We start from the raw sequence: 23,758 nt of genomic DNA on the forward strand, positions 1-23,758 counted from the left end.
GTGTTTGCCACCTTTTCTCCATAGCCGCCGGGACGGCTCGGCTGGCCCGCATACGCCGTACCGCCCAGTCGTAGCGTGGAGGGGTGAGTCACCGGGATGACGTGCGAGAGTTCCTGCAGAGTCGTCGCGCACGGGCCGGCACGGAGCACATCGACCAGCGGGCGCGTGAGTCGCTCTCTGCCTAACCTCACCTGATCCGGACCGAGCCGAAGCGCTCAATTCGCGGCGACCCCGCCCTTACATGCCGGCCCCTCTGAACGAACGGATCATCATGCGCGTACTCGTCGTCGGTGGCAGCGGCCACATCGGTACCTTTCTCGTTCCCCGCCTCGTACGCGCCGGCCACGACGTGACCAGCATGAGCCGGGGAACCCGTAAGGCGTACTCCGACAGCCCCGAGTGGCAACAGGTCACGCAGGTCGTGGTCGACCGCGAGCAGCAGGACATCGATGGCACCTTCGGAGCCACCGTCCTGGCGCAGCACCCCGACGTCGTCATCGACCTGCTCAGCTTCACCATCGAGAGCACCACCGCCCTGGTCGAAACGATCCGCGGCCAGGTCGACCACCTCGTGCACTGCGGATCGCTGTGGCGGTACGGCCCCAGCATCAAGCTGCCCATCAGCGAAGGCGAAGGCACCCCCGCCATCGACGAGTACGGCACCCAGAAGGAAATGATCGCCCAGTACCTCAAACGGGAAACCGCGAGCGGCGGCCTGGTGACGACCTCCGTGCACCCGGGTCACATCGTCGGACCCGGATGGCACCCGACGGGTGTGCTCGGCAACACCAACCCCGAGACCTGGGCGGACATCTCCGCCGGTCGCACTCTGCGCATCCCCGGCAGCGGCGCCGAATCGATGCATCACGTGCACGCCGACGACGTCGCGCAGGTGTTCGAGCTCGCGGCCACCCACCGTGACGCCGCGGCAGGCGAAGACTTCCACGCCGTTGCCGCACACGCACTGAACGTGCGCGGTTACGCCACCATCGCGGCCGGCTGGTTCGGACAGCAGGCGACACTCGAATCAATCACCTGGGATGAGTTCCGCAGCATTACGACGCCCGAATTCGCCGAAGACAGCTGGGGCCACCTGCAGCGCAACCACGTGCTGTCCATCGAGAAATCCCGCACCCTCCTCGGCTACGCACCCGCCTGGGAACCGGAAGACGCGATCCTCGAGTCCGTGAGCTGGCTTATCGATCAGGGCGAACTGTCGGTGGAGAACCCGCTCACCGGCAAGCTGTAAAGACGTCATGAGTACCCGATCGCGCACCTGAACCCCGCCAACGACGCCGCAGATCTTTCCTAGGATGCTTTAGGGGGTGTGTGGCCCGCCACGCACACCGGCTGCGGGTCACACCGGTGACCTAACCGGCCCGACGGCCGCGCGTCGAGACGAAGTGGTACGACATGACGGCGAACGCGGGGTCGCGCGTCAGTCGACGGAAGGCGTTCAGCTGCTGGGGCGTCAGGCCGGCCGCCAGCAGGTCCGGCTCCAACTGACGGGAGTTCGTCTCGTAGAGCGACGTGCCGGTCGACCCGCCCGCCCAGCTCTGCGAGTGGGTGATGGTGTCGACGTCGGTGAGGCCGGCGAGCGTCATCTCGGTGTGCACGTCCTGCGCCCACCCCAGGTCGGCGCCGTGGTCCTGCAGCACACCCATCATGGTGTCCATCACCTGCGCGAACAGCTTCGCCGCGTCGTCGCTCGGCGCGTTCAGCACCCGCACCGGCGTGGTGCAGTCGAACTCCTCGACGACCAGCCAGCCGCCGGGCGTCAGCGCGCCGGCGAGGGTGCGCAGGACCCGTCGGCGCTCGGGCAGGTGCAGCAGCACCAGACGGGCGTGGATCAGGTCGAACGCGTCCCCGGGCGGGGCCTCGGTGCGCACGTCGTGCCGGCGTACGCTCAGGTTGCCCTCCGCCCGCAGGTGCGTGGGGTCGATGTCGGTGGCCAGCACGCGGCCGTCCGCGCCGACCGCGCGGGCGATCCGTCGGGCCATCGAGCCGCCACCGGCCCCGACCTCCCAGCAGGTCGACCCGAGGCGCAGGACCGGGCGGGCCAGGCGGCGCATCGTGATCGGGTCCAGGAAGGACTCCAGCGCCCGCATCTGCGGGACCGCGTCCGGTGCGCCGTTGTCGAAGGTGTACGCGGCATCGCCTGTGGGAGTCGCCATCGTCTTCTGCCTCTCCGAGAGGGATCGGGTGACCTACGGGGTGTCGGCCCAGAGCCGAGGGGTCGATCGGGTGGCCGGGGGCGGCCCGGTGGCGGCGATGCTGACCATCGCCTCCAGGGGGCCCGGGTCGCTGCGCGCCTCGGCGGTCGGCCGGTCGTAGACGACCCGGCCGTACTCCAGCACCGCGACCCGGTCGGCGATCTCCAGCGCGTGGCGGAGTTGCTGTTCGACGAGCAGCACGGTCAACCCGCCGGCGGCCAGGTGACCGATGAGGTCGCGGACCCGCGCGGCCAGGTCGGGGGCGAGCCCCTCACAGGGCTCGTCGAGCAGCAGCACCCGTGGTTGACCGAGCAGCGCGCGGGCGATGGCCAGCATCTGCTGCTCGCCGCCGGACAGTTCGCAGCCACGGTGGCGCAGCCGGACCGCCAGCCGGGGCAGCAGTTCGAGGATCCGGGGCACCGTCCAGCCCTCGCCGCCGGGTGTCGCGGCCCGCCACGGCGCCGCCGCCAGGACGAGGTGCTCGGCCACCGTCAACCGGGAGAAGACGCGCCGGCCCTGCGGGACGAGGCCGACGCCGGACTGGGCGACCCGGTGGGGTTGCCGCCCGGCCACGTGGACGCCGCCGATCTCGATGCGGCCGCTGGAGGCGCGCACCAGCCCGGCGATGGTGTGCACGAGGGTGCTCTTGCCGGCCCCGTTGCGGCCCACCACCGCCTGGATGCTGCCCGGCGGTACCCGCAGGGTCACCTCGTGCAGCACGATTCCCCCGGCGTAACCGGCGCAGAGCCGCTCCACGTACAGCATCAGGACACCCCGTCGGCGTAGGCCTGCCGCACCAGCGGCGAGGTACGGATCTCGTCCGGTGTGCCGGCGGCCAGTGTCCGGCCGTCGCGCAGCACGGTGACGGTGTCGCAGAGGGCGTACACCAGGTCGAGGTGGTGCTCGACCAGCAGCACGGCGACCTGCCGGGGCAGCGCCGCCAGCAGCTCGGCCAGCCGGCCGACCTCGGTGGCCGACAGCCCGGCCGCCGGTTCGTCGAGCAGCAGCAGGCGGGGACGGCCGGCGAGGGCCATCGCGATCTCCAACTGCCGACGTTGGCCGTGGGCGAGGTGACCGGCCGGCACCGTCGCGAGGTCGGACAGGCCCAGCTGGTCCAGCAACCCGGTGGCGCGCTGGCGGGCCGCGTCCCGAGTCCCACCGGGCCACCACCTGCGCCGCCGGATCGTTCGGGGCAGCGCGGCGACCTCGATGTTCTCGGTCGCGGTGAGCGTCGCGAAGACCGCGGGTCGTTGGTGGATCCGGTTGATGCCGCGGCGGGCCCGTGCCGCCGGCCCGAGCCGGCTGACGTCGCGGCCGGCGAAGCGCACCGTGCCGCGCTGTGGCCGCGTCGTGGCGCCGAGCACGTTGAGCAGGGTCGTCTTGCCGGCCCCGTTGGGCCCGATCAGGGCGTGTCGCTGACCGTCGTGCACGCACAGGTCGACGTCGGTGAGCGCGGCGAGTGAGCCGTACCGCACGCTGATCTTCTCGGCGCTGAGCAGGCAGTTCATACGCGCAGCTCCGACGTCGGGCCGCGGTCGGGGATGGGTGCCGCGTCCGGGTGGCCCGGCGCGGGGATCGGTCGTCGTGGGCTGCCGCGCGGTCGACGGACCCGGGTGACGCCGGTGGGCAGGAGGTAGACCGTCGCCACGAACAGGGCGCCCAGCACCAGCGGCGCGTGACCGGGCAGCACCCCGAACAACCAGTCGCGTACGGCGATGACGAGCGCCGCCCCGACCAGCGCGCCGCCGACCGAGGCGGTGCCGCCGATGACGACGCCGAGCAGGAGCAGCGCGGAGGTGTCGAAGCCGAAGTCGGCGGGGGAGATGTACTGCTGGGCGACGACGAGCAGGGAGCCCGCGGCGCCGGCGATCGCCCCGGCGGCGACGTGCGCGCCGGACAGGTACAGCCCCACGCGGTGCCCGCTGGCCCGCAGCCGCATCTCGTCGTCCCGGCCGGCGCGCAGCAGCAACCCGACCCGGGTCCGCAGCAGCAGGAGCACCGCGCCGACGAGCGCCGCCACGACGACCAGCGTGTAGAGATACCGGGCCTGGTCGGTGGCCAGGATCGGCAGGCCCCACAGTGGACGGATCGGATCGATGCCGGCCAGGCCGTCGGTGCCGCCGGTCACCGACCGCCAACGCCCGAGAACGGTCACGACGAGCTCACCGACGGCCAGGGTGATCATCAGCACGATGACGCCCCGGGCCGGGACGACAAGCGGCAGGGTCACGGCGGCCAGCGTCGCCCCGGCGAGCGCCGCCACGGCGACCTGCACGACGCCGACGTCGGAGACCTGGCTGCCGAGCACGGCGCTGGCGTACGCGCCTGCGGCGTACGGCGCGGTCTGGCCCAGGGTGGGCATGCCGGCGACACCGGTGAGCAGCGCCACGCTCACCCCGACCAGGCCCAGCGCCAGCGTCCGGGCGAGGATCGCCGCGGTGTAGTCGTCCACCACCCACGGCGCCACGACCAGGCCGGCCAGGACGACCGTCGCGACGGCGACGCGTACCCGGCGGATCACCTCGTCCCTCACGTCGCCGCCCACCGCAGGGCCAGGCCCCGTGCCCGCACGGCGAGTACGGCGGCCATGGCGGCGAACAGCAGGAACGGGGCGGCCGACGGCAGCAGCGCCACGCCCAGGGTCTGGATCTCCCCGATCGCCAGCGCCGCGAGCAGGGTGCCGACCATGGATCCGAGGCCGCCGAGGACGACGACCACCAGCGAGAGCAGCAGCACCGTGTCGGCGGTGTCCGCGCCGGGACCGATGATGGGGGCGCCCAGGACCCCGGCCGCGCCGGCCAGCGCGCCACCGGCGGCGAGCACACCCACCCTGATCCGCGCGGGGCTCACGCCCAGGCAGGCGACCATCTCCGCGTCGTCCACGGCGGCGCGGACCAGCATTCCGGCCCGGGTCCGCCGCACCGTCAGGTAGAGCCCGGCCGCGAGCGCCGCGGCCACCACGATGAACACCAGCCGGTACGCGGCGTAGCGGTGCCCGGCGACCGCCACCGACCCGTCGAGGGCGGCGGGCACCAGGACCTGCGGATCGTCGGGCCCGAAGCCGGCGACGAGCAGGCTGCCGCCGGCCAGCGCCACCCCGAAGGTCAGCAGCGCCTGGGTGAGGTGGTTGCCGGTGGCGACCGGTGTGAGCAGGCCGGCGAGCAGCACCCCCGTCGCGGCGGCGGCCAGCACGCCGACACCCAGCGCCAGGGCCAGACTCGCCCAGCCGCCGTCGAACAGCGCCGCGGCGGTGTAGCCGCCGATCGCGTAGAGCATGCCGTGCGCCAGGTTGAGGATGTTGGCGACGCCGAAACAGAAGACCAGGCCCGCCGCCGCCACGAAGACGAGCAGCCCGTAGGCGACACCGTCCAGCGCCGGGATGACGTACGGGTCGATCCGGTTCGGGCCGGCCGCCACCGTGATCACCGGCCGATGGTCGCGAGGTCACCCACGACGGTGTTGGACAGCGCCCGGCCGTCCTGGCGGACCTGACGCAGGTACCACTTCTGCACTGGCGAGTGCGTGACCGTGGAGAACTGCCAGGCGCCGCGCGGGCTGGCGACCTGCCCGAGTTTGCCGATCTGCGCGTTGATCGCCTCCGGGGTCGGGTCGCTCCCGGCGGCCCCGATGGCCCGGTCGAGCACCGCCGCCGCGTCGTACGACGCCAGGGCGTACGTCGTCGGCGACCCGTCGTGCTTGGCCTTCCACGCCGCGACGAAGCCACGGTTCTCGGCGTTGTCGAGGTCGGGGGAGTAGTTGAGCACCGAGAAGATGTCCCGGGCGGCTTCGCCCTGCGCGTTGAGCACGCCGCCCTCGGTGAGGAAACCCGCCGCGTACAGCGGAACGTCCTTGATCTCGGACTGCGCGTACTGCTTGACGAAGTCGACGGCGGCGCTGCCGGCGTAGAAGGTGTAGACCGCCTGCGCGCCGGAGGCCTTGATGCGGGCGAAGTACGGCGTGAAGTTGGTGGTGGCCGGGAACGGGGTGAAGGTGGTCTTGCCGTCGGGGTTGGCGAGCGTTCCGCCGGCCTTGGCGAACGCCTCGGTGAAGCCGCGCAGCTCGTCCCAGCCGCCCTGGTAGTCGGGGCCGATGGCGTACACCGAGCCCTTGACGTTGTCCCGGACGTGCTGGGCGATCGCGGCGCCCGGCTCGTCGGAGAGGTACGAGGTGTGCCAGACCCGGGTGACGTCCTTGATCTCCGGCCGGCCGTTGGAGCCGACGAGGGGGACCTTGGTCTCCTGCAGCAGCGGGTAGACGCCGGCGACCGAACCGCCGCCGACGATGCCGGTGAGCGCGGCCACGCGGTCCTGCTTGAGCAGCTTGGTCGCCGCCGGCACGGCGGTCGCGGCGCCGTTGCCCTCGTCGGCGACGACGAGGTCGACCTGCCGGCCGCCGAGCTTGCCGTCGTGCGTGTCCAGGTACAGCTCGAAGCCGTCGCGGATCTCCTTGCCGACGGACTGGTACGTCCCGGACAGCGAGGCGAGCAGACCGATCTTGATGGATCCGCCGCCGGTCGTGCCGGGCTCGTCGTCGGCGCAGGCTGTGCTGACGGTCAGCACGAGCGCGAGCAGCACGGCGGCGAGGGCACGGCTGCGCGCAGGGGTGGTGAGGGACATGTCGTCTCCAGGGGAAGGGGAGGGGTCTGTCGGTGGGGTCAGCGGCTGCGGGCGAGCGCCGCACGGGCCGCGGGGGTCAGCGCGTCGCCGATCCGGTTGGCCAGCTCCGTCATCTCGTAGGAGACCTTGCCCACGTCGCACTCGGGCGCGGCGAGCACCAGCAGCGACGCCCCGTCGTTGAAGGCCATCGAGAACATGAAGCCGCCTTCGAGCTGGGTGACGTTGGAGATCACCGCCCCGGCGTCGAAGAAGGCCGCCGCGCCGCGCAGCAGGCTGACCAGGCCGCTGCCCGTCGCGGCGAGCTGGTCGGCCCGGTCCGGGGGCAGGTCGCGGGTGGCGGCCACCATCAGGCCGTCACTGGAGATGGCGATCGCATGGCTGACCTCGGTCGCGCGCTCGGCGAAGCTGTCCAGCAGCCAGCCGAGGTCCTGGTGGTCGGTCACGTGCTCTCCCTGTCGGTCATGAGTTGCCGAGGTTGATCGGGGTGCGCCGGCGGGCCGCCACTCCGCGCGCGTACGCGGCCATCGCGCTGGCGACCTGGGCCGGGTCCCGGTATTCGGAGCGTTGCTGTTGCTGCCCCACGGTGACGCCGCCGGGCACCAGGTGCCGTTGCGGCTGTCGTTTGGGCAGGCCGGAGTTGGTGGTCGCGGCCACGTCGGGCGTGTGCGCCTGCGCGGCGGTACGCCAGGCGTCGTCGGCGGGGCTGGACCACTGCCGACCGTCGGAGGCGTCGACGACATCGGCGTGGAACCAGTGGTTGACCTGTTCGAAGATGAGCAGCTCCTCGGTCGGCGCGTCGCCGCGGTCCGCGCTGGGCGTCGGGCGGAACACGGGCGCCGCCGGCAGGGTCCGCGCCGCGGGGGCGTGCCCGGCGGTCGGCTCCGACCGCGGCCGGTACGGCGGGGGTGCGGAGGTGCGGGCTGCCCGCCGCGACAGCCGGCCCGGCGCGAGCAGGAACTCCTCCGGCGGCAACGACCGGATCATCGCCGCGGGCAGCGTCGCCTCGGCGAGGGTGCCGCGGCGGGGGCCGCGACGCAGTTGGACGCTGGCTCCCAGGCGGGCGGCGAGCTGACCCACGACGACCAGCCCCATGGCCCGCACGGCGGCGACGTCGATGGCGGGCGGTCGGGCCAGCAGCTCGTTGAGCTGCTGCAACCGCTGTGGGGGCAGGCCGACGCCCTCGTCGCTGATCTGGATGATGACCCGGTCGCCGAGGCTGCGGCCGCTCACCCAGGTCTCGCTGCCCGGCGGCGAGTAGGCGGTCGCGTTGTCCATGAGTTCGGCGAGCAGGTGCACGACCTCGTCGACGGACTTGGCGGCGACGGCGACGTCGCCGTCGACCATGCCGAGCCGGATGCGCGCGTAGTGCTCGATCTGGGACAGGGCCGCCTGGAGCACCTGTTGCAGCGGCACGTCGTGTTGGCGTACCCGGCCGACGCCGACGCCGCCGAGCACGAGCAGGCTGGCGTTGATGCGGCCCATCCGGGTCGCCAGGTTGTCCAGGGTGTAGAGCTGGTCCAGGCGGTCGGGGTCGGTCTCGTCCCGCTCGACCCGGTCGACCTGAGCCAGGACGGCGTCGACCAGCCGCTGTTCGCGCCGGCTCAGGTGGATGAAGATGTCGGCGGTGTTGGCGCGCATCACGGCCTGTTCGGCGGCGGTCCGCACGGCGGCCTGGTGCACCGCGCTGAACGCCTGACCCAGCTCGCCGATCTCGTCGTCGCTGGAGGGTTCGAGGGCCGCGGTGGACTGTTGACGGGCCAGCTCGTCGGGGTCGACGCTCGCGCTGTCGGGGCGTTGCAACCGGGCCACCACGGCGGGAAGTTGTTCGAACGCGACGGCGTTGGCCGCGTCGCGCAGCCGTCGCAGCCGGCGGGTGATCTGCCGGGCGACGGCCCAGGTCACGAGCGCGGTGAGCAGCAGCGCCAGCAGCACGCCGACCGCCTCGGCCACGGCCCTGCGACGCTGGTTGGCGTGGGCGGCCCGGACGTCGTCGAGCACCGCGACGTCGACGCGCCCCCGCAGGTCGGCGAGGCGGGCGGCGCGCTGCTGCGTCGTGGCCACCCAGTCGGCGGTCTCCAGGCGCAGTGGCGTGCCCGGCTGGGCGCGGGACACCTCGTCCTGCATCCGTTGCAGGGCGAGCGCCTCCTTGCCGGTGCCGGCCTGCTCCCACCAGATGCTCCACTCGGTCGGGGCGAGGGCCAGGAACGACAGGCTGGACTCGGTGTAGCTGGTGCGGGCGGCGGTGATGTCCTGCTGGGTGGCGGGGGTCAACTCGCCGGCCGCGACGGCGCGGAGCACGGCGACCTGCTGTTGGCCGATCGCCTCGGCGGTCTTCGACAGGGCGGCCGAGGCCCGGATCCCGTCGGCGAGCCCGGCGTTGACGACGCTGTGCGAGACGTTCTCCCGGAAGGTGATCAGGTCGGCGATCGCGATGCGGTAGCTGAAGGTCATCGCGGACACCGAGGCGTGCTCGGCCGTGCGGACCTGGGTGCGCAGCGGAGGCAGGCCGTCCAACGCCGCGTCGACGCGGCGCAGGAGCGCCGCGTTGGCGTCGGCGGGCACCTTGTCGCGCTGTCGGCGGTACCGCTCGACGGCGGCGTCGGTGGCGGCCAGCTCCACGCCGAAGGCGTCCTGCTGCTCCGCGTCGGGGTGGGTGAGCAGGTCGGCGGCGGCGGCCCGTTCGCGTTGCAGCCGGTACGCCAGGTCGCCGGCCTCGGCGCCGAGGCGTGCCACGACCTCCAGGTCGCTGGCGCGGGTCGTCTGGCGTGCGCTCTCGGTCAGCGCGAGGCCGGCGAACCCGATCACGGCCACCAGTGGCGCCGCCACGATGAGGCGCATCCGGCCGGCGATCTTCCAGGCGCGTCGTTTCCTCGGGTAGGGTCGGGCCGCGTGGGACCTCGTGCTCGACGCCAAGATTGACTCCCGCGACTCGTCGATGACGGTCTATCCGCACCTTGCCGAATGCAAGTCCCATTCCGCCGGAACCCGCGCTCGGAGGCCAGACCTGGCGGTGGTACAAACTGGCCGTACCAGCATCTGTACCCAGAGTCAGCGGCCGGTGGCGCACGGCGGTCGTTCGTGGGCGCCCGCGCTCAGCGCTGGTCGTCGAGGTGCTCGGGCGCGCGGCGCGGCCCGGGATCGTCCGCTTCCGGTTGGCTGCTGAGCACCTGGCCGATCAGCTCGCGCAGCTCGTCGATGGCGTCCACCACGGCGCCCGGGTCGCGCGCGTCGCGCCGACTCCGCTGGCGCGGTACGGGCGGATCGAGTCGCGCCTGCTCCGGGGATCGTGGGCCCCGTCGGCCGTCGGCCGCCAACTGCTCGGCCGCGACCTGCGGCCACAGGGACGCCAGCAGGCCGCCGGTGTCGAGCACGTCGTCGCAGCGCACCGCGAACTCGTGGCTGCCGAAGCGGCGGCCCGACTCCACCGCGGCGACCGTCTCCCGGCTGAACCGCACCAGGTCCGCCAGGGCCCGCTGGGTCAGTCCCCGTCGGACCCGGCAGCTGCGCAGCTCCCAGCGGAACTGTTGGCTGGCCGCGGAGTGAGCTGCGCTCGGCGGGGGCGTGTGCTCCATGCGCTCACCTTCGTGGCACCCGCGAATCAGCAGCAGGTGTCAGATCGAGATTGGCCGGCGGGCTGAACATTCATAGGGGGCAATTCTTAACCCTGAACGCGATGGGTGTGAAGACATGCGCCGAGATGGATCGCCGCGAAAAGCGCGCGAGGCCACGCGCCGCGCGGCCGGGGCGTGTCGTGTCGGTCCGATCCGGCCGCGTCGGTCGGCCCGCAGGTCACCGCCGCCGGTGTCCTCGTCGTCAGACGGCGTGTGCCTCGGTGGCGGTGGCCGGAGCTTCCGTCGGGTCGTCGGCAGGCGCCAGAATATCGATTGTCGCGACGAGTGTGTGGTGCGCGCGAAATGAAACATTGGGCTTGAACGACCGGCGGTGCTCGGGTGCCAGTCGGAGGCCGGGAATGGCAGCGGCGAGTCGGGTGAGAGTCACGCCGGCCTCCAGTCGCGCCAATGCGGCGCCGATGCAGAAATGCGGGCCGTGGCCGAACGACAGGTGGTCGGCGGCGTCGCGGCGGCGTGGGTCGAACCGGTCCGGGTGGGCGAAGACCGCGGGGTCCCGGTTCGCCGCCCCGATCATCAGCAGACAGCGCGCGCCCGCCGGAATGGTGACCCCGCCCAGGGTGACGTCGCGGCGCGTCACCCGCAGCCAACCGTCGATGGCGGGCGCGAACCGGAGGGTCTCGGTCAGGAAGTCGGGCACGGATCGCGGGTCGGCGACGAGCGCCTGCCATCGCTGCCGGTCGGACAGGGCCTCGTCGAGTGCGTGGGCGAGCAGGCCGGCGGTCGTCTCGTGCCCGGCGACCAGCAGGTTGAAGGCGAGGCTCGCCACCTCGGTCACCGTCAGCACCGCGTCGTCGTCGTCGCGGTAGGCCAGCGCCCGGCTGATGAAGTCGGCGCCGTCGTGTCCACTGTCGAGCCGCTGCCGGACCAGGTCCTGGCAGTAGTGCCAGAACTCCAGCAGACCCCGGGCCAGGCGTACCTGCTCCTGCGGGTCCGGCTGCCCCCAGATCAGGGCGAGCTGACCGTCCGCCCACCGCCGGATCTGGTCGACGTCGGCGTCCGGCACCCCGAGGATGTCCAGGATGACCAGCAGCGGAAGTTCGGTGGTGAACTCACCGACGAGATCCGCCCGCCGGCCCGCTCGGGCGACGAGCCGGGACACCAGGTCGTCGACGCGGCGACGGACGATCGCGCCGTACTCGGCCTCGGCCCGGTCCGCGGTGTTGGCGAAGGTGGCCCGCAGGGCGCGGCGGGTGCGGGGGTGCGTGGGCGGGTCGGCGGCGGCCGTCGTCGGTGGCGCGTCGATCTGCATGATGACGCTCATCGCCTCCGGGCAGACCTCGTAGATCGGGGCGAGGGTGAGGGCGTTGCCGAACGTCGCGGCGTCGGCGAGGGCGTGTCGGACGTCCGCGTGCCGGCTGATCAGCCACAGGTCCAGATCCTCGGCGTAGGGCACCCGGTCGGGATCGTCGAGAATGCGTCGCCAGGCGCTGGCGGGATCGGTGAGATAGACCCCGGAAAACGGATTCAACTGCATCGAACGCCTCCTGACGCGCCGCGCGAAACCAGCGGCGCTCGCATTCCGTACGTCGCCGAAGGCGGGCCGACAATGGTGCGCATCTGCCGCGCGCCCTTCACGGTGCGCCGGCTCGATGCACAAGTCAAGATTGGTCGCTATCTATTTGATGGCGTGACAATTGTTCCTCGCGGAACCGTTCCGGCCCTGGCCGGCTGCACCTTGCACCCCGGTGTTTGCCAGCTCCATCCTCGGCGGCAGGCCCGATCGCGTCTCGGCCGTCCACGGTGGTCGATGGGATTGCCGGATTGTGCAAATCCTCATTCCCGGCAACGATTCCGCCGGGACGAAGGTGACGCCCCGGCGACAGGCACAACCCGGGGAGGGCCCTCAGCCATCGGCGCGCTGAGCCGCCGGCTTGGTCAGGTGGGCCAGCCAACCGCCCAGGCGCCCCAGCGCGCCCGTCGATTCGAGCATCGAGATTCCGCCGCCCACCATCGCCACGCCCGCCGTGACGGCAATCATGCCGACCGGGTACTCCCGGGCGTGGAACGCCAGCAGGCCCAGCACGGTGACCGCCGCCCCGCTGAGCGCCAGCAGCGCCCCGGCGAGGGCGTCGCGCCGCTCGGCCAACACGAAGACGAGCGTCACGCCCAGCCAGCACAGGCCGGCCACCGCGACCAGGGCGGCGGTCACCAGGGATCCCTCGCGAGCCAGACTCACGCTGGCGGGAACGCTGAGCACGCCCAGCGCGCCGGCTCGGGACCACGACACGCGGGCCTCCCGCAGCACCGCGAGGCCGGGGCTGTCCGCGCCGAAGAGGTGCCGGCGGTCGTACAGGACGAGGAGGCCCAACACCACGGCGAAGGTCCCCAGGGTCACCCCGACGAACCGGGCGCCGGCCCGCTCGACGTGGACGGCGTCGGTGACGACGAACAGGCCCGCGGTGCAGACGCTGATCCCCGCCAGCGAGGTCAGGGCGGTCGCCCGGTCTCGGGCGACCAGCGCGGCGCAGGCGATCGCCACGACCGCCACCAGGGTGAGCGGCCCGGCCCACGACGACGGCGTCGTCACGGCCAGCGCGACACCGGCGACCGCGACGTAGAGCAGGATCCGGGGCAGCGCCTCGGCCAGCGGGGCGCGCTCGTCGAGTCGATTGTGGCCGTACACCACCGCCACCACCAGGATCACCGCGCCGACGGCGACCGGCGGGAGGACGGTGGCCAGCTGGTTCAGGGCCACGGCCGCACCCGCCGGGCCGAGCCACCCCACCAACCGCAGCCGCCACCGCGCGGTCCCGGCCCGCGGCGGGGAGGGCTGCGGTTCGCGTACGGACGACATGCCGCCAGCCTCGCACCCGGTCGCCAGTCGCCGCGAAGGCTCGCCGCCGGCCGAGGTGCGGCCGGCGGCGAGCGCGGGTGGACGGATCAGGAGTACGGAAGGCGCAGCACCGACTGGTTGCCGACGCCCAGCGAGGTGGGGTTGTTGCCGATGGCGGACCAGACCTCCACCCGTACCGTGCCGTTGCTCAACGTGCCCAACGTGCCGGTGGCCGAGGCCAGGCCGGCGTTCTGGGTGTAGTGCTCGTAGCCGGGGACCGGGTCGGTGGCGAAGTAGCGCCAGGTCTCCGTCCGGTCCCAGCTGCCGTTTCCGGTCAGGTCGTAGGAGACGCGCACCTGCACCCCGTTGCCGACGGCCGTGCCGGCGTCCAGGAACAGGTCGAACGTGGTCTGCGCCCCGGAGTAGGCGAGGTTGAGGCCGGTCGCCGTGAAGACCTGCGGGTTGGTCGGCGTACCGTCGTGGTTTCCGTTGGCGGCCGCGACCGTGGTCGTGCCCGCGCTGCCGGCGGCGCCCAGCCCGCCACCGGCGAGCAGGTACCGCGTGGGCGAGCCCGAGCTCGGTGGCGGCGTGGTCGGCGGCGCGGTGGTCGGCGGCGCGGTCGTCGGCGGCGCCGTGGTGGGCGGCGCGGTGGTCGGTGGGGTCGTGCTCGGCGGTACCCCGCCGGAGGCGTTGCCGCCGCTCCAGGTGTACGCCCCGGTGGTGGCCGTCCGACCGGCGGCCACGGTGAGCCGGGTGCCGGTGGAGAACGTGACGGTGATCGGGTTCGCCGTCGGGTTCGACGCCACGTAGGTGCGTGCCCCGTTGCGGGAGAAGACCGCGCTCAGCGGGTGGTTGGCGGTGACCGTCGTGTCGACGGTGCCCAGTGCCGCCAGGTTGCGGATCCAGTGGAAGGTGTGCGCCCGGCTCTCCCCCTCCTCGGGGGTGTAGCCCGGGTTGGCGCGCAGGTTCGCCAGGGCCGCGTCGGGGTCGCCGAGGGCCTGGAACTGCCAGAGGATGTCCTGCCACACCGTCGGCGGGCCGCCGTTGTTGCGGACCAGCTCGGCGTAGTTGGTGCGCACGTACGCCGGGTTGTTGCCGAGGTAGAGGTGCCCGCCGGTGACCGGCAGCAGGTTGATGCCCTGGATCATCTCCGGGTCGGCGCTGAACCAGGTGGCGTACGCGCCGCCGTCGCCCCAGACCATGCCGACCGTCGAGTGCCCGAAGGCGGCGGGGAAGTTCTGGTCGCTCGCGTCGAACCAGTACTCCTGGATGGCGGCGGCCTGCGTCGTGTAGAGGAAGATGCCGGCGTCACGCACGGCGGTGTCGCCGGTGACCTGACCCCACTGGATGAGGGCGTTGGCGAAGTTCATCCCTTCCGAGGACGACTCCTGGTTGTTGCCGGAGCCGAACGAGCCGTGCCCGGACGCCCAGTCGTGGCCGGCGTAGATGTCGAAGTCGCGCAGGTAGGGAAAACGGGTGTCGTCGCGGCGGTAGTTGTTGGCGTCGCGGATCAGCAGGTCCACCATGCCGCCGTAGCGGCTGGTCGCGGCCCAGGACGGGTCGAACTTGGCCAGTGTCGCGGCGGCGGCGATGAAGTAGCCGTAGTGGAAGTGGTGGTCGTTGAGTTCCTGGTCGGAGCCGTACGACGCCGGGTAGCCGATCAGGGTGCCCCAGTTGGCGTCGTAGTAGAAGAGCCGCTGGGTCTTGCCGCTGGACGCGGTGAACCAGTCGGTGAGGGTGCTGCGGATCGCGTTCAGCGCGCTGTCGCGGGTGGCCGTGTCGTTGACCAGGTCGGCGACCTCGGCGAGCCGGGCGGCCCGGCCGAGCCCCTTGCCGGTCCAGTACGTGTCGTTGCCCCGCTGGTCCATCGGGTTGCCGCGGGCGGCGGCCAGGTGGCCGGTGAGCGTGGTCAGGTCCGCGCCGCTGCCGTCGCCGACGGCCGGCAGTTCGGGCAGGACTCCCTGGAACGCCATGGCGGTCCGGAACTGGTTGACGCCGGTGAGGACCTTCATCCGGCCGCGCGCCGACGGGTAGGTCGGCGTGATCGGCGTCGAGCCGGCGAGCGACTTCCACTGGTGCGGGTAGAGGCTGACCACGGTCTGCGTGGCGGTGCCCTCCCGGGCGGTGGTGGTGAACGCGTACGTCGTGCTCAGGCCGTTGGTCGACGGGTCGTAGGCGTAGGAGACGCGGGTGCCGGTGACGTGGGCGTGCGCGTACCGGCCGTAGGTGGTGGCCAGGTCGGCGCGTTCGGTGGCGTTCGCCGTCGGGGGCAGCAGGGCCACCGAGAAGTAGCCGCGACCCGCGAGGGTGGAGGAGATGCGGCCACCGCTGACGGTCCAGGTCGCGCCGCTGGGGGCGTACGCCACGTAGTCGTGGCCGTTGACCCGGAAGCCGATGGTGGCGCCGTTGGCGGACCAGACGTCGGGGGTGCCGGACGTGCCGATCACCGCGTCGCCGCCGCTGGCCTGGAAGTACGCGAACGGAAGGCCGTGGCCGATGGTGGCGCGCAGGGTGCGGGTGCCGTCGCTCCAGTAGGGGCTGACCGTCCAGTCGGTCCAGCCGTCCACCTTCACCTGGGGCGCGGCGAGCCCGGCCACGCCGACGCGGATGTCCTGCACGTACGGGTAGTGGTACTCACCGACGCCGGTGGCCGTGCCGCTGATGGCGGGTGTGGAGTTGGCGGAGAAGCCGAGGCCGTCGGTGAACGTGTCGTAGGAGGTCGGGTGGGCGTGCAGGGGCTCGCTGAAGGCGCAGTCGGTGCGCTTCCACAGCAGCGAGGACCACCAGTCGTTGGTGGGTACGGCACCGGCGGGGGCGTTGGCGGTGGCGAACTGCCGGGGGTTGCTGGACATCGCGCCGCAGCCGGTGGGGAGCGCGCCGACGGGGGTGGTGGTGTAGCTGCCGGCGCCCACGGGCGCGGCCTCGGCGGCGCGGGTGACGGGAATCGTGAGGCCACCGACGACCAGGGCCAGGGCGGTGGCGGCTGCCAGGGCCCAGCGGCGGTGGGGGACGGGAGGTTTCATGGTGCCTCCATCGCGCGTCCCGGTACGGACCGTGCCGACCCGGGCGCGTAGCGTCTGAATTGTGGAAAACGTCGATCGAGAGAGCGCTCTCTCAGTCGGCACGGTAATCGACCCCGGAGATCCCCGTCAATGTGTCAGTCCGGTTGCGTGCTGATGTCGCAAACTGATCGCCCACCGCGCCGCGGTGGCTAACTCTCCGCTACGCCGAGCCCGTCCAGGTCGGCGTGCAGCGCGTCCGGCGCGCGCATCCGCCACGCGTCGGTCACGAGCTCGCTCAGGCGCTCGACGTCGACCGCCGCCAGGCGCAGCATCACCAGCGGCAGGCCGTCGTACCCGGACGTGGTGAAGAAGACCTCGGGCTCGCCGAGCAGGAGAGCCTGCTTCTCGGCCTCGTCCCCGACGAACAGCACCGCGATGTCGCGCCGGATCACCCGCGGCTTGCCCGGCCTGCGCTCGGGATAGGACCAGACGAAACCCTTGTCGGCCACCCGGAAGTCGAAGCCCTCGCTCTCGATCTCGACCGTGTGGGGCAGGGCCAGGGCCAGGCGGCGTACGTCGTCGGCGTCAGCCACCGAGACCCCGCACCGCGCATGCCATCCGCATGCGCCGAGATTACGCACCGGGACCGACAGGTGGCGGGCGGGCCGCCCACCGGCGGCGTCAGCCGGCCGCGGCGGACAGGTCGACGGCCGTGGCGCCGACGACCGCCCGGTCGCCCTCGCGCTGGACGTAGCCGATCACCGTGGACTGGCCGGGGTCGAGATCCGGCGGCGTGACCAGCTCCACCTGTCCCTGCTCGGCGTCCAGGGGCACCGACGCGAAGGCGCGCACCACGTTGTCCTGCCGCAGCGTCCGGCCGGCGTTCTCTCCGCGGGCGATCTCGCTGCGCAGGCCGCGTTGCACGAGCGCCACGTTCACCACGGCGGGCTGCGACAGCCGCTGCGCGCGGTAGCCCAGCACCATCCGCTGCCCGCCGTCGGCGACCTCCGGAACGGACAGGGTGAGGGGCGCGGCGGCGGGCGACATCAGGGCGGACGCGACGGCCCTCGCCGCCCGGCCACGGTCGGAGCCGACGAACTCCACGGTGCCGTTGACGATCATCTGTGGGGTGTAGAGACGCCCCGAGCCGAAGCCCCGGGCGTACGCCTCCTGCCGTGCCGTGTACGCCGCGTCCGCGAACTGGTCGGGCCAGCCCAGATCGTCCCAGTAGTCGACGTGGAAACCGAGGGCGAAGACGGGCTCGCGCCGCGCCCGGGAGTCGTGCTCGATCGCGGTCAGCAGCTCCTCGGCGGGAGGGCAGCTGTTGCAGCCCTGGGAGGTGAACAGTTCCACGACGGCGACGCCGCCGCCCTCCGTCGGCCGTTCCGGCTGACCGGCGGCGTCCGATCCGTGCGGCGATGGCGTGGTCATGGCGTCTCCTCCCAGAGCCTGCTGGCGGCTCTGCGATTCCCGTTACCGCACCGACAACGCCTGGTCAGCGAGGCCGCGAGGGGGGATGGGGGCGTCCAGTGCCCGTCCGTGCCTGTCCAACCCCGGATCCGCCGTTGCGCCCGGAGACGCCACTTCCGACCGGGACCAGCCGCGCGTCGGCATACCGGCCCGCTCATGACAATCGCGTGACAAATTGGCCGGCACGCCGATCACGGGTTTCGACGGTGCCCGAGCCGGGGCACCAGAGCGTCGCTGACGAAAAATTCTCCGGAAGGGACGGCCCCCGTGGAAATCCAGGGCTTCTTCACCGCAATCATCATCGGCCTGGTCATCGGCGCCCTCGGGCGGCTCGTGGTGCCCGGCAAGCAGAACATCTCGATCGTGCTCACCCTGGCGATCGGCGTGCTCGCCGCGATCCTCGGCACCCTCGTGGCCGGTGGGCTCGGCGTGGACGAGACCGCCGGCATCGACTGGATCGAACTGCTGCTGCAGGTCGTGTTCGCCGCGATCGGTGTGGCCGGCGCCGCCGCTGTGTTGGGCCGCCGACGCCCCTGACGCCCCGCTCCCTCGCCGGGCCCGCCGGCCCTCACGCGCCCGTGGCGACGACCTGTCGCCACGGGCGCTGTGCTTGGATGATTCGGTGGAGTTCACCGTGACAGACGTGCCCGCGCGGGAGCGGTTCGAGGCGCGCGACGAGACGGGCGCGGTCGCCGGGGTGGTCACCTACCAGCTGACCGGCGCCATCATCGCCTACACCCACACCGAGGTCGATCCGGCGTACGAGGGCCGGGGCGTCGGGTCGACCCTGGCCCGCGCGGTCATGGACGACGCGCGGGCCAGGGGGCGCACCGTGGTGCCGATCTGCCCGTTCCTCGCCGAGTGGCTGGTCAAGCACCCGGAGTACGAGGACATCGTGGTGCGGTCCACCCGGAAGGTGAAGTAGCGGCCGGGCTCAGTGCCAGTCGCTGATCTGGACGTCGTCCGGCGCCGGCCTGCCCCGCCCGGTCTCCACCAGCTCCTTGAGGCTCATCAGGAACGTCGCCCACTTGGTGCCGCAGTGGTGCATGAACTCGACCGGCTCGCGCCAGCCCTCGTGGCTGAACAGGACGACGGTGTAGTCGCCCCGCTGGTCGAGGCGCCAGTCGATCTCGGTGCCGACCCATTCCTCGGGGCCGTCGGTGACCCGCCAGCGGACGTGGCCGGTGGGGTCCAGCTCCAGGACCTCCATGTCGAAGCCCCCGGCGTCGCCGAACCGGAAGGCCAACTGCCCGCCGACCTCGCTCTTGCCGACCGTGTCGGCCGTCCACCAGGCGGCGAGGCCCTCCGGGGTGGCCACCGCGCGGTAGACGTCGTCGAGCGGGGCGACGACGCCGACCCGGTGCAGGATGTCGACCATCTCATTCTCCCTGGTTGTCGGTACGGTGACGTTCGATCGTCTCGGCGATCCGCTTGATCCGGCGGAGTCGGGCATCCCAGGTGGCGCCGACGGCGGTCAGTTGGGCGACCGCACGCGCGAGCTGCGCCTCGTCGACCTGGTAGTGACGCTCGCGACCGGCCGGCGCGGAGTGGATCAGGCCGACCCGGTCCAGGACGGCCAGGTGCTTCGAGACGGCCTGGCGGGTGACGGGCAGTCGCTCGCTCAGCGACGTGGCGGTGCCGGGCCCGCCGGCGAGCAACAGGTCGATCATGCTGCGCCGGATCGGGTCGCCGATCGCCGACCACAGGGCGTCGTCGACGACCGTGCTCATGACGTGGCGACCAGCCGTGCGACGTACGTGCCGAGCGCGGGGATGTAGTGGTTCCACCCGCTGACGTGGTCCTGGTACTGCTTCTCGAGCAGGGCGATCTCCCAGCCCATCTCGCGAAAACCGGTCTCCGTCATGCGGACGCGGGTCCCCGTCGCGATCGGGACGAGGTCGAAGGTGACCAGCAGCGACTGCCCGCCCCGGTCGGGCTCGGTGAAGGACCACCGGAAGGAGAACCGCTTCGGCGGGTCGACGTCCACGACGGCGAGGTCGACGGTCGTCGTCTCGCCGGTCTGCGCGTCGCGCCACACCAACTCGCCGGGAGCGCCCTCGACCGGTTCGAACCGGGCGTCGTCGGGCCACCACTCCCGCACGTGCTCGGGTTGGCTGATCACCTCGAAGACCACCTCCGGCGAGGCGTTGACGTCGATGTCGCGTTCGATGACTCCGTACTCCATGCGTACCACCCTTTCGCAACCTTTGGTTGCGTCAGGTTACAACGCTCGGGGCGCCTCGCGCAACCGATGGTTGCGTATTGGCCCCGGGCACGGCACGCCGCCTGGAACGGGCGATGACGGTACGGTCCATGGTGGGCAGTCGCCCTGCCCTCGCCATCGTCCCTCCACATCCCGTCGGGAGACCTGAACGATGACAGCCGCCACCTTCCGTGCCCTGCACCACGACCGCCCCGCCGGCGACCCGCTCGTCCTGCCGAATGCCTGGGACGCGGGCAGCGCCCGGGTCTTCGCCGACGCCGGCTTCGAAGCGCTCGCCACGCCGAGCGCCGGGGTCGCCGCCTCCCTCGGCTACGAGGACGGCGCCACCCCGCCCGCCGAGATGTTCGCCGCGGTGGCGAGGGTCGTCCGGGCCGTCTCCGTTCCGGTGTCCGCGGACGTGGAGGACGGCTACGGGCTCGCCCCCGCCGAGCTGGTCGAGCGGCTGCTGGAGGCGGGCGTCGTCGGCTGCAACCTGGAGGACTCCGAGGGGCACGCCACGCTCAAGGATCCGCAGCGGCACGCGGACTGGCTGGCCGAGGTGCGGGCGGCGGCAGGCGACGCGCTCGTCATCAACGCGCGCGTCGACACGTTCCTGTTCGGCTCGGGTGACCCGGCCGACGCCGTCGCCCGCGCGAAGCTGTACGTGGCGGCGGGCGTCGACTGCGTGTACCCGCTGCGGGCGCCGATTGAGGTCCTTGCGGTGCTGCGCGAGGGCATCACCGGCCCGATCAACATGGCCGCCGCGCCGAACCGGGAGTCCGTGACCGAGCTGGCCCGACACGGCGCCACGCGCATCACGTTCGGCCCGGGAATGCAGCGCTACGCGATGGCCGCGATCGGTGACCTGGCGGCCAACCTGCGCGCGTGAGGCACCGGCCGACCGGCGCGTCCTCAGCGGCGGCCGGTGCCGCGGGTGCGGGCGGCGCGCGACGGTGAAGGGCGCCGCCCGGTCAGGCGTCGGCGCGGGCGGCCAGGGCGTCCACGAGGCGGCGGGCGGAGCCGGCCAGGTTCCACCGGCCGGCCAGCTCGAGCAGCCGCTCCGGGTCGGCGGGGGCGGTCGGCAGCGCGGTGGGCAGCTCCGGCAGGGCCACGTCCAGGGCGACCCGGACCACCGTCGGCGCGACGGCCAGGTAGTCGCGGGCGGCGGCCAGCTTGGTGCGCAGGCCCGGCGCGAAGGAAGAGTCGGAGTCGTCCAGCGCGGCCAGGATGCCGTCGATGCTGCCGTACCGCTCGATCAGTCGCGCGGCGGTCTTCTCGCCGACGCCCGGCACCCCGGGCAGTCCGTCGCTGGGGTCGCCGCGCAGGGCGGCGAAGTCGGCGTACCGGTCGGCGGGCACCCCGTAGCGGGCGCGCACCGCCGCGTCGTCGCAGTCGTCGAGCTTGGCCACGCCGCGCCCGACGTAGAGCAGCCGCACGTCCCGGGAGTCGTCGATGAGCTGGAACAGGTCCCGGTCGCCGGAGACCACCTCGACCGGGCCCGGCTGGGTCACCGACAGCGTGCCGAGCACGTCGTCGGCCTCGTAACCGGTCACGCCGACGGCGGTGATGCCGACCGCGTCGAGGACCTCCAGGATCATCGGCACCTGCGGGGAGAGCGTGTCAGGCACGACCTCACCGCCCTGCGGGGCCACCCGGTGCGCCTTGTACGTCGGCAGCAGCTCGACCCGCCACGCCGGCCGCCAGTCGTAGTCCAGAGCGCACACCATCCGGTCGGCGCCCCGACCGCGGATGAGCGTGGCGAGCATGTCGAGGAAGCCGCGTACCGCGTTGACGGGCGTGCCGTCCTCGGCGCGCGCGGCGGACTCCGGGATGCCGAAGTAGGCCCGGAAGTAGAGGCTGGGTGCGTCGATCAGCAGGATCGGGGATCGGTGTGCCACGCCCGACAGCCTGGCACAGCCCTGCGACGATCAGCGGTACGCCCGGCCGCCCGGCGGCGTCAGCGCTGCTCGTCGTGCCGGTAGACGGTGTCGCGGCGGGCGAGGTGCTGCACGACGTAGCTGGTCACCAGCAGCAGGATCGCGACCAGCACCTCGACCCAGGCGGCGACGCCGTCGGCCACGGTGAACCCGATGACCAGCAGGACCAGGCCGACGAGCGCGAGGACCCCGGCCCACAGTTGCCAGCGACGGCGGGTCGCCGCCCGGTTCGCGTCGTTCGCTGCCACGTCGGCCCTCCCGGTCGGTGCCACCCATGCGGGCGTCCCGATCCCAGGCTATGGCCCCCGCCCCGGTCCTACCCGGAAAACCACAGTGCGGGCAGGCCCTGGAACGGCGCAGACTGCCGGGGTGGCGTTTCCGGCCGTTCCTGGTGCTGCGTGCCGAGCGCGTCGCCGCCGCACTACGCGCAGCGGTGACCGACCCGACGCTGCGCGACCGACCGCTGCTGGGCGCGGTCGACCAGTACGTGCACAGCGTCGATGTGCTCAGCGACGCGACCCGGGCTCGCCGCATGGCCGACGGCCTGTGGTCGGGTGCGGCGGTCACCGACCAATGGTGACGGCCGGACGCCGGCCCTGGTCGCGGTCGCGGTCGTGGTCGGTGAGGTCGCGCAGGCGCCGGACGGGGGAGAGCAGCAGCACCAGGGGCGCGCAGATCAGGGTCGCCGCGAAGACGAACAGGGTGGCGCGGGCGCCGAGCGGGCCGGCGAGCCCGCCGGCGACCAGCCCGCCGACCGGGATGGCGCCCCAGGAGACGAACCGCACGGTCGCCATCACCCGGGAGAGGAGTTCGGGTGGGCTGGCGATCTGCCGGTACGTCCGGGTGGTCACGCTGAGCACGACCGTGCCGAGAGAGAAGACGATGCTGCCGGCGGCGAAGGCGACGTAAGCCGGCCAACCGGTGCCACCGGGGATCAGGAACGCTCCGGCGACCGTCGTGAACCCGGCGGCGACCAGCGCGCGGGCGCTGCCGAGCCGGGTGGTGATCCACGTGGTGAGGGCAGCCCCGACCAGCGCGCCGACACCCTCGACGGCGAGCAGGACGCCGACCAGGCCGGCCGGCGCGTGCAGGTCGCGGACCAGGTAGAGCGGGTGCAGCGCGAACTGCGCGCCGCAGACGAAGTTCATGGCCGTCGCGGCCCACATGCACGGGCCCATGACCGGGTGGTACGCGACGTAGCGCCAGCCCTCGCGGATCAGCTCACCGACCGGCGGCCAGTGCTCGGGCGCGTCGACGCGGCGCGCGGGCAGGGTACGCAGCAGAGCCGCCGAGACGAGGTAGCTGGCCGAGTCGACGAGCAGGGTGGGCACCGCGCCGAGTGCCTGCACGGCGAGCCCACCGAGCGATGGGCCGCTGAGCAGGGTCGCGGCGTGGGTGGCCGAGGTGAGGCTGTTGCGCGACTGCAACTGCTCGCGCTCGACGATGCTGGGCAGGAACGTCGAGTTGGCCACGTCGAACACCACGTTGGCGAAGCTGACGACGAGCGCGGTGACCACCAGGTGGGTCACGGTGAGCTGCCCCCACCACCAGGCCAGCGGGATCGACGCGACGGCGACGGCGCGGGCCAGGTCGGCGCCGACCTGGGTGCCGCGCAGCGGCAGGCGTTGCACGATCACACCGGCGGGCAGGCCGATCACGATCCAGGCGACGTAGCTGGCCGCGGCGATCAGACCCATCTGCCACGCGGAGGCGTCCAGGACGGTGAGCGCGGTCAGCGGCAGGGCCACCGCGCCGACCGCCGACCCGACCAGACTGGTCGTGCCGGCGGTCCACCAGCGCCAGAACACTCCGGCCCGTTCGTCGACGTGCATGTCGTCGGCCCCCGTCCGTCGCGCCGATGCGTTCCCGGTGTCGGTGCGTGCCGTTGGCGCGTGCCCGTGATGGTCCGTTC

At 72.7% G+C, this 23,758-nt stretch carries 25 protein-coding genes; 5 read left to right on the plus strand and 20 right to left on the minus strand.

The genetic code is table 11. The features are described from left to right. The first annotated feature begins 271 nt into the window (after positions 1-271). On the plus strand, positions 272-1,249 hold the full coding sequence (locus ACFYPR_RS18085; protein ID WP_354862137.1) for an NAD(P)-dependent oxidoreductase: 978 nt from the start codon (positions 272-274) through the stop codon (positions 1,247-1,249). Positions 1,250-1,370: 121 nt separating this feature from the next. Here ACFYPR_RS18085 and ACFYPR_RS18090 read toward each other — a convergent pair whose 3' ends face one another. The 14 genes from ACFYPR_RS18090 to ACFYPR_RS18155 all read right to left on the minus strand — a co-directional run bounded on the left by ACFYPR_RS18090 (position 1,371) and on the right by ACFYPR_RS18155 (position 17,667). Further along, positions 1,371-2,174, minus strand: coding sequence for a methyltransferase (locus ACFYPR_RS18090; protein WP_354862135.1), 804 nt, complete (start codon positions 2,172-2,174; stop codon positions 1,371-1,373). A 33-nt stretch (positions 2,175-2,207) separates the two neighbouring features. Next, a complete protein-coding gene (locus tag ACFYPR_RS18095; protein ID WP_354862134.1) occupies positions 2,208-2,978 on the minus strand; it encodes an ABC transporter ATP-binding protein in 771 nt (256 codons plus the stop codon). Further along, on the minus strand, positions 2,978-3,721 hold the full coding sequence (locus ACFYPR_RS18100; RefSeq protein ID WP_354862132.1) for an ABC transporter ATP-binding protein: 744 nt from the start codon (positions 3,719-3,721) through the stop codon (positions 2,978-2,980). The genes ACFYPR_RS18095 and ACFYPR_RS18100 overlap by 1 nt, the downstream gene beginning before the upstream one ends. Continuing rightward, complete coding sequence (locus ACFYPR_RS18105; RefSeq protein ID WP_354862130.1) at positions 3,718-4,746, minus strand: branched-chain amino acid ABC transporter permease; 1,029 nt, start codon at positions 4,744-4,746, stop codon at positions 3,718-3,720. Before ACFYPR_RS18105 ends, ACFYPR_RS18100 begins: the two co-directional genes overlap by 4 nt. Next, a complete protein-coding gene (locus tag ACFYPR_RS18110; RefSeq protein WP_354862129.1) occupies positions 4,743-5,639 on the minus strand; it encodes a branched-chain amino acid ABC transporter permease in 897 nt (298 codons plus the stop codon). Before ACFYPR_RS18110 ends, ACFYPR_RS18105 begins: the two co-directional genes overlap by 4 nt. After that, entirely contained in the window at positions 5,636-6,829 is a 1,194-nt protein-coding gene (locus tag ACFYPR_RS18115) for an ABC transporter substrate-binding protein (RefSeq protein WP_354862127.1), read from the minus strand. The genes ACFYPR_RS18110 and ACFYPR_RS18115 overlap by 4 nt, the downstream gene beginning before the upstream one ends. 38 nt (positions 6,830-6,867) lie before the next feature. Then, entirely contained in the window at positions 6,868-7,272 is a 405-nt protein-coding gene (locus tag ACFYPR_RS18120; protein ID WP_007460021.1) for a roadblock/LC7 domain-containing protein, read from the minus strand. 16 nt (positions 7,273-7,288) lie between these two features. Next, on the minus strand, positions 7,289-9,667 hold the full coding sequence (locus tag ACFYPR_RS18125; RefSeq protein ID WP_387260962.1) for a nitrate- and nitrite sensing domain-containing protein: 2,379 nt from the start codon (positions 9,665-9,667) through the stop codon (positions 7,289-7,291). Positions 9,668-9,921: 254 nt separating this feature from the next. Further along, positions 9,922-10,401, minus strand: a complete 480-nt coding sequence (locus ACFYPR_RS18130) for a helix-turn-helix transcriptional regulator (RefSeq protein ID WP_354862059.1) — start codon at positions 10,399-10,401, stop codon at positions 9,922-9,924. Between the two features lie 241 nt (positions 10,402-10,642). Next, positions 10,643-11,935 (minus strand): cytochrome P450, encoded by a 1,293-nt coding sequence (locus tag ACFYPR_RS18135; protein ID WP_354862061.1) that lies wholly within the window; start codon positions 11,933-11,935, stop codon positions 10,643-10,645. Between the two features lie 369 nt (positions 11,936-12,304). After that, positions 12,305-13,255 carry a hypothetical protein gene (locus tag ACFYPR_RS18140; RefSeq protein WP_354862063.1) on the minus strand — a complete coding sequence of 317 codons (951 nt, stop codon included), beginning with the start codon at positions 13,253-13,255 and terminating at the stop codon, positions 12,305-12,307. Between the two features lie 86 nt (positions 13,256-13,341). Next, positions 13,342-16,257 carry a glycosyl hydrolase gene (locus ACFYPR_RS18145; RefSeq protein ID WP_387260966.1) on the minus strand — a complete coding sequence of 972 codons (2,916 nt, stop codon included), beginning with the start codon at positions 16,255-16,257 and terminating at the stop codon, positions 13,342-13,344. A gap of 188 nt (positions 16,258-16,445) precedes the next feature. Next, positions 16,446-16,829, minus strand: coding sequence for a hypothetical protein (locus ACFYPR_RS18150; protein WP_354862066.1), 384 nt, complete (start codon positions 16,827-16,829; stop codon positions 16,446-16,448). Positions 16,830-16,917: 88 nt separating this feature from the next. Then, on the minus strand, positions 16,918-17,667 hold the full coding sequence (locus tag ACFYPR_RS18155; RefSeq protein WP_354862068.1) for a DUF1223 domain-containing protein: 750 nt from the start codon (positions 17,665-17,667) through the stop codon (positions 16,918-16,920). Positions 17,668-17,973: 306 nt separating this feature from the next. On the opposite strand from ACFYPR_RS18155, the gene ACFYPR_RS18160 reads away from it, so the two are divergent. Together ACFYPR_RS18160 and ACFYPR_RS18165 are read left to right on the plus strand one after the other, a co-directional pair. Continuing rightward, positions 17,974-18,243 (plus strand): GlsB/YeaQ/YmgE family stress response membrane protein, encoded by a 270-nt coding sequence (locus tag ACFYPR_RS18160; RefSeq protein ID WP_354862070.1) that lies wholly within the window; start codon positions 17,974-17,976, stop codon positions 18,241-18,243. A gap of 97 nt (positions 18,244-18,340) precedes the next feature. Beyond that, complete coding sequence (locus ACFYPR_RS18165) at positions 18,341-18,631, plus strand: GNAT family N-acetyltransferase (protein WP_354862072.1); 291 nt, start codon at positions 18,341-18,343, stop codon at positions 18,629-18,631. Positions 18,632-18,640: 9 nt separating this feature from the next. Here ACFYPR_RS18165 and ACFYPR_RS18170 read toward each other — a convergent pair whose 3' ends face one another. Genes ACFYPR_RS18170 through ACFYPR_RS18180 form a run of 3 tightly spaced genes read right to left on the minus strand, consistent with a single transcriptional unit; the run spans position 18,641 to position 19,891 of the window. After that, positions 18,641-19,084 carry an SRPBCC domain-containing protein gene (locus ACFYPR_RS18170; protein ID WP_354862074.1) on the minus strand — a complete coding sequence of 148 codons (444 nt, stop codon included), beginning with the start codon at positions 19,082-19,084 and terminating at the stop codon, positions 18,641-18,643. A 1-nt stretch (position 19,085) separates the two neighbouring features. After that, positions 19,086-19,436, minus strand: coding sequence for a metalloregulator ArsR/SmtB family transcription factor (locus tag ACFYPR_RS18175; protein ID WP_354862075.1), 351 nt, complete (start codon positions 19,434-19,436; stop codon positions 19,086-19,088). After that, positions 19,433-19,891 (minus strand): SRPBCC domain-containing protein, encoded by a 459-nt coding sequence (locus ACFYPR_RS18180; RefSeq protein WP_354862077.1) that lies wholly within the window; start codon positions 19,889-19,891, stop codon positions 19,433-19,435. The genes ACFYPR_RS18175 and ACFYPR_RS18180 overlap by 4 nt, the downstream gene beginning before the upstream one ends. Before the next feature lie 190 nt (positions 19,892-20,081). Between ACFYPR_RS18180 and ACFYPR_RS18185 the strand changes: the two genes are divergently transcribed. Then, on the plus strand, positions 20,082-20,798 hold the full coding sequence (locus ACFYPR_RS18185; protein ID WP_354862079.1) for an isocitrate lyase/phosphoenolpyruvate mutase family protein: 717 nt from the start codon (positions 20,082-20,084) through the stop codon (positions 20,796-20,798). 82 nt (positions 20,799-20,880) lie between these two features. Here ACFYPR_RS18185 and ACFYPR_RS18190 read toward each other — a convergent pair whose 3' ends face one another. Together ACFYPR_RS18190 and ACFYPR_RS18195 are read right to left on the minus strand one after the other, a co-directional pair. Then, positions 20,881-21,807: a 5'-3' exonuclease H3TH domain-containing protein gene (locus ACFYPR_RS18190; RefSeq protein WP_387260970.1), complete on the minus strand. Its 927-nt coding sequence runs from the start codon at positions 21,805-21,807 to the stop codon at positions 20,881-20,883. Between the two features lie 59 nt (positions 21,808-21,866). Beyond that, positions 21,867-22,094, minus strand: a complete 228-nt coding sequence (locus ACFYPR_RS18195; protein WP_354862082.1) for a hypothetical protein — start codon at positions 22,092-22,094, stop codon at positions 21,867-21,869. Positions 22,095-22,144: 50 nt separating this feature from the next. Between ACFYPR_RS18195 and ACFYPR_RS18200 the strand changes: the two genes are divergently transcribed. Continuing rightward, a complete protein-coding gene (locus ACFYPR_RS18200) occupies positions 22,145-22,426 on the plus strand; it encodes a hypothetical protein (protein WP_354862084.1) in 282 nt (93 codons plus the stop codon). On the opposite strand, the gene ACFYPR_RS18205 is transcribed toward ACFYPR_RS18200, so the two are convergent. After that, positions 22,410-23,678 carry an MFS transporter gene (locus ACFYPR_RS18205; protein WP_387260974.1) on the minus strand — a complete coding sequence of 423 codons (1,269 nt, stop codon included), beginning with the start codon at positions 23,676-23,678 and terminating at the stop codon, positions 22,410-22,412. The two genes, ACFYPR_RS18200 and ACFYPR_RS18205, sit on opposite strands and share 17 nt — an antisense overlap. Positions 23,679-23,758: the final 80 nt, after the last annotated feature.

This window comes from Micromonospora sp. NPDC005254, from assembly GCF_042872525.1.
In the GTDB taxonomy this organism is placed as follows: domain Bacteria; phylum Actinomycetota; class Actinomycetes; order Mycobacteriales; family Micromonosporaceae; genus Micromonospora.

Excerpts from the sequence above, each read along its gene's own strand:
- ACFYPR_RS18085 (WP_354862137.1), top strand. The coding sequence starts at position 272 with ATGCGCGTACTCGTCGTCGGTGGCAGCGGCCACATCGGTACCTTTCTC.
- ACFYPR_RS18090 (WP_354862135.1), bottom strand. The coding sequence starts at position 2,174 with ATGGCGACTCCCACAGGCGATGCCGCGTACACCTTCGACAACGGCGCA.
- ACFYPR_RS18095 (WP_354862134.1), bottom strand. The coding sequence starts at position 2,978 with ATGCTGTACGTGGAGCGGCTCTGCGCCGGTTACGCCGGGGGAATCGTG.
- ACFYPR_RS18100 (WP_354862132.1), bottom strand. The coding sequence starts at position 3,721 with ATGAACTGCCTGCTCAGCGCCGAGAAGATCAGCGTGCGGTACGGCTCA.
- ACFYPR_RS18115 (WP_354862127.1), bottom strand. The coding sequence starts at position 6,829 with ATGTCCCTCACCACCCCTGCGCGCAGCCGTGCCCTCGCCGCCGTGCTG.
- ACFYPR_RS18125 (WP_387260962.1), bottom strand. The coding sequence starts at position 9,667 with ATGCGCCTCATCGTGGCGGCGCCACTGGTGGCCGTGATCGGGTTCGCC.
- ACFYPR_RS18130 (WP_354862059.1), bottom strand. The coding sequence starts at position 10,401 with ATGGAGCACACGCCCCCGCCGAGCGCAGCTCACTCCGCGGCCAGCCAA.
- ACFYPR_RS18135 (WP_354862061.1), bottom strand. The coding sequence starts at position 11,935 with ATGCAGTTGAATCCGTTTTCCGGGGTCTATCTCACCGATCCCGCCAGC.
- ACFYPR_RS18140 (WP_354862063.1), bottom strand. The coding sequence starts at position 13,255 with ATGTCGTCCGTACGCGAACCGCAGCCCTCCCCGCCGCGGGCCGGGACC.
- ACFYPR_RS18145 (WP_387260966.1), bottom strand. The coding sequence starts at position 16,257 with ATGAAACCTCCCGTCCCCCACCGCCGCTGGGCCCTGGCAGCCGCCACC.
- ACFYPR_RS18155 (WP_354862068.1), bottom strand. The coding sequence starts at position 17,667 with ATGACCACGCCATCGCCGCACGGATCGGACGCCGCCGGTCAGCCGGAA.
- ACFYPR_RS18170 (WP_354862074.1), bottom strand. The coding sequence starts at position 19,084 with ATGGTCGACATCCTGCACCGGGTCGGCGTCGTCGCCCCGCTCGACGAC.
- ACFYPR_RS18175 (WP_354862075.1), bottom strand. The coding sequence starts at position 19,436 with ATGAGCACGGTCGTCGACGACGCCCTGTGGTCGGCGATCGGCGACCCG.
- ACFYPR_RS18180 (WP_354862077.1), bottom strand. The coding sequence starts at position 19,891 with ATGGAGTACGGAGTCATCGAACGCGACATCGACGTCAACGCCTCGCCG.
- ACFYPR_RS18185 (WP_354862079.1), top strand. The coding sequence starts at position 20,082 with ATGACAGCCGCCACCTTCCGTGCCCTGCACCACGACCGCCCCGCCGGC.
- ACFYPR_RS18200 (WP_354862084.1), top strand. The coding sequence starts at position 22,145 with ATGGCCCCCGCCCCGGTCCTACCCGGAAAACCACAGTGCGGGCAGGCC.
- ACFYPR_RS18205 (WP_387260974.1), bottom strand. The coding sequence starts at position 23,678 with ATGCACGTCGACGAACGGGCCGGAGTGTTCTGGCGCTGGTGGACCGCC.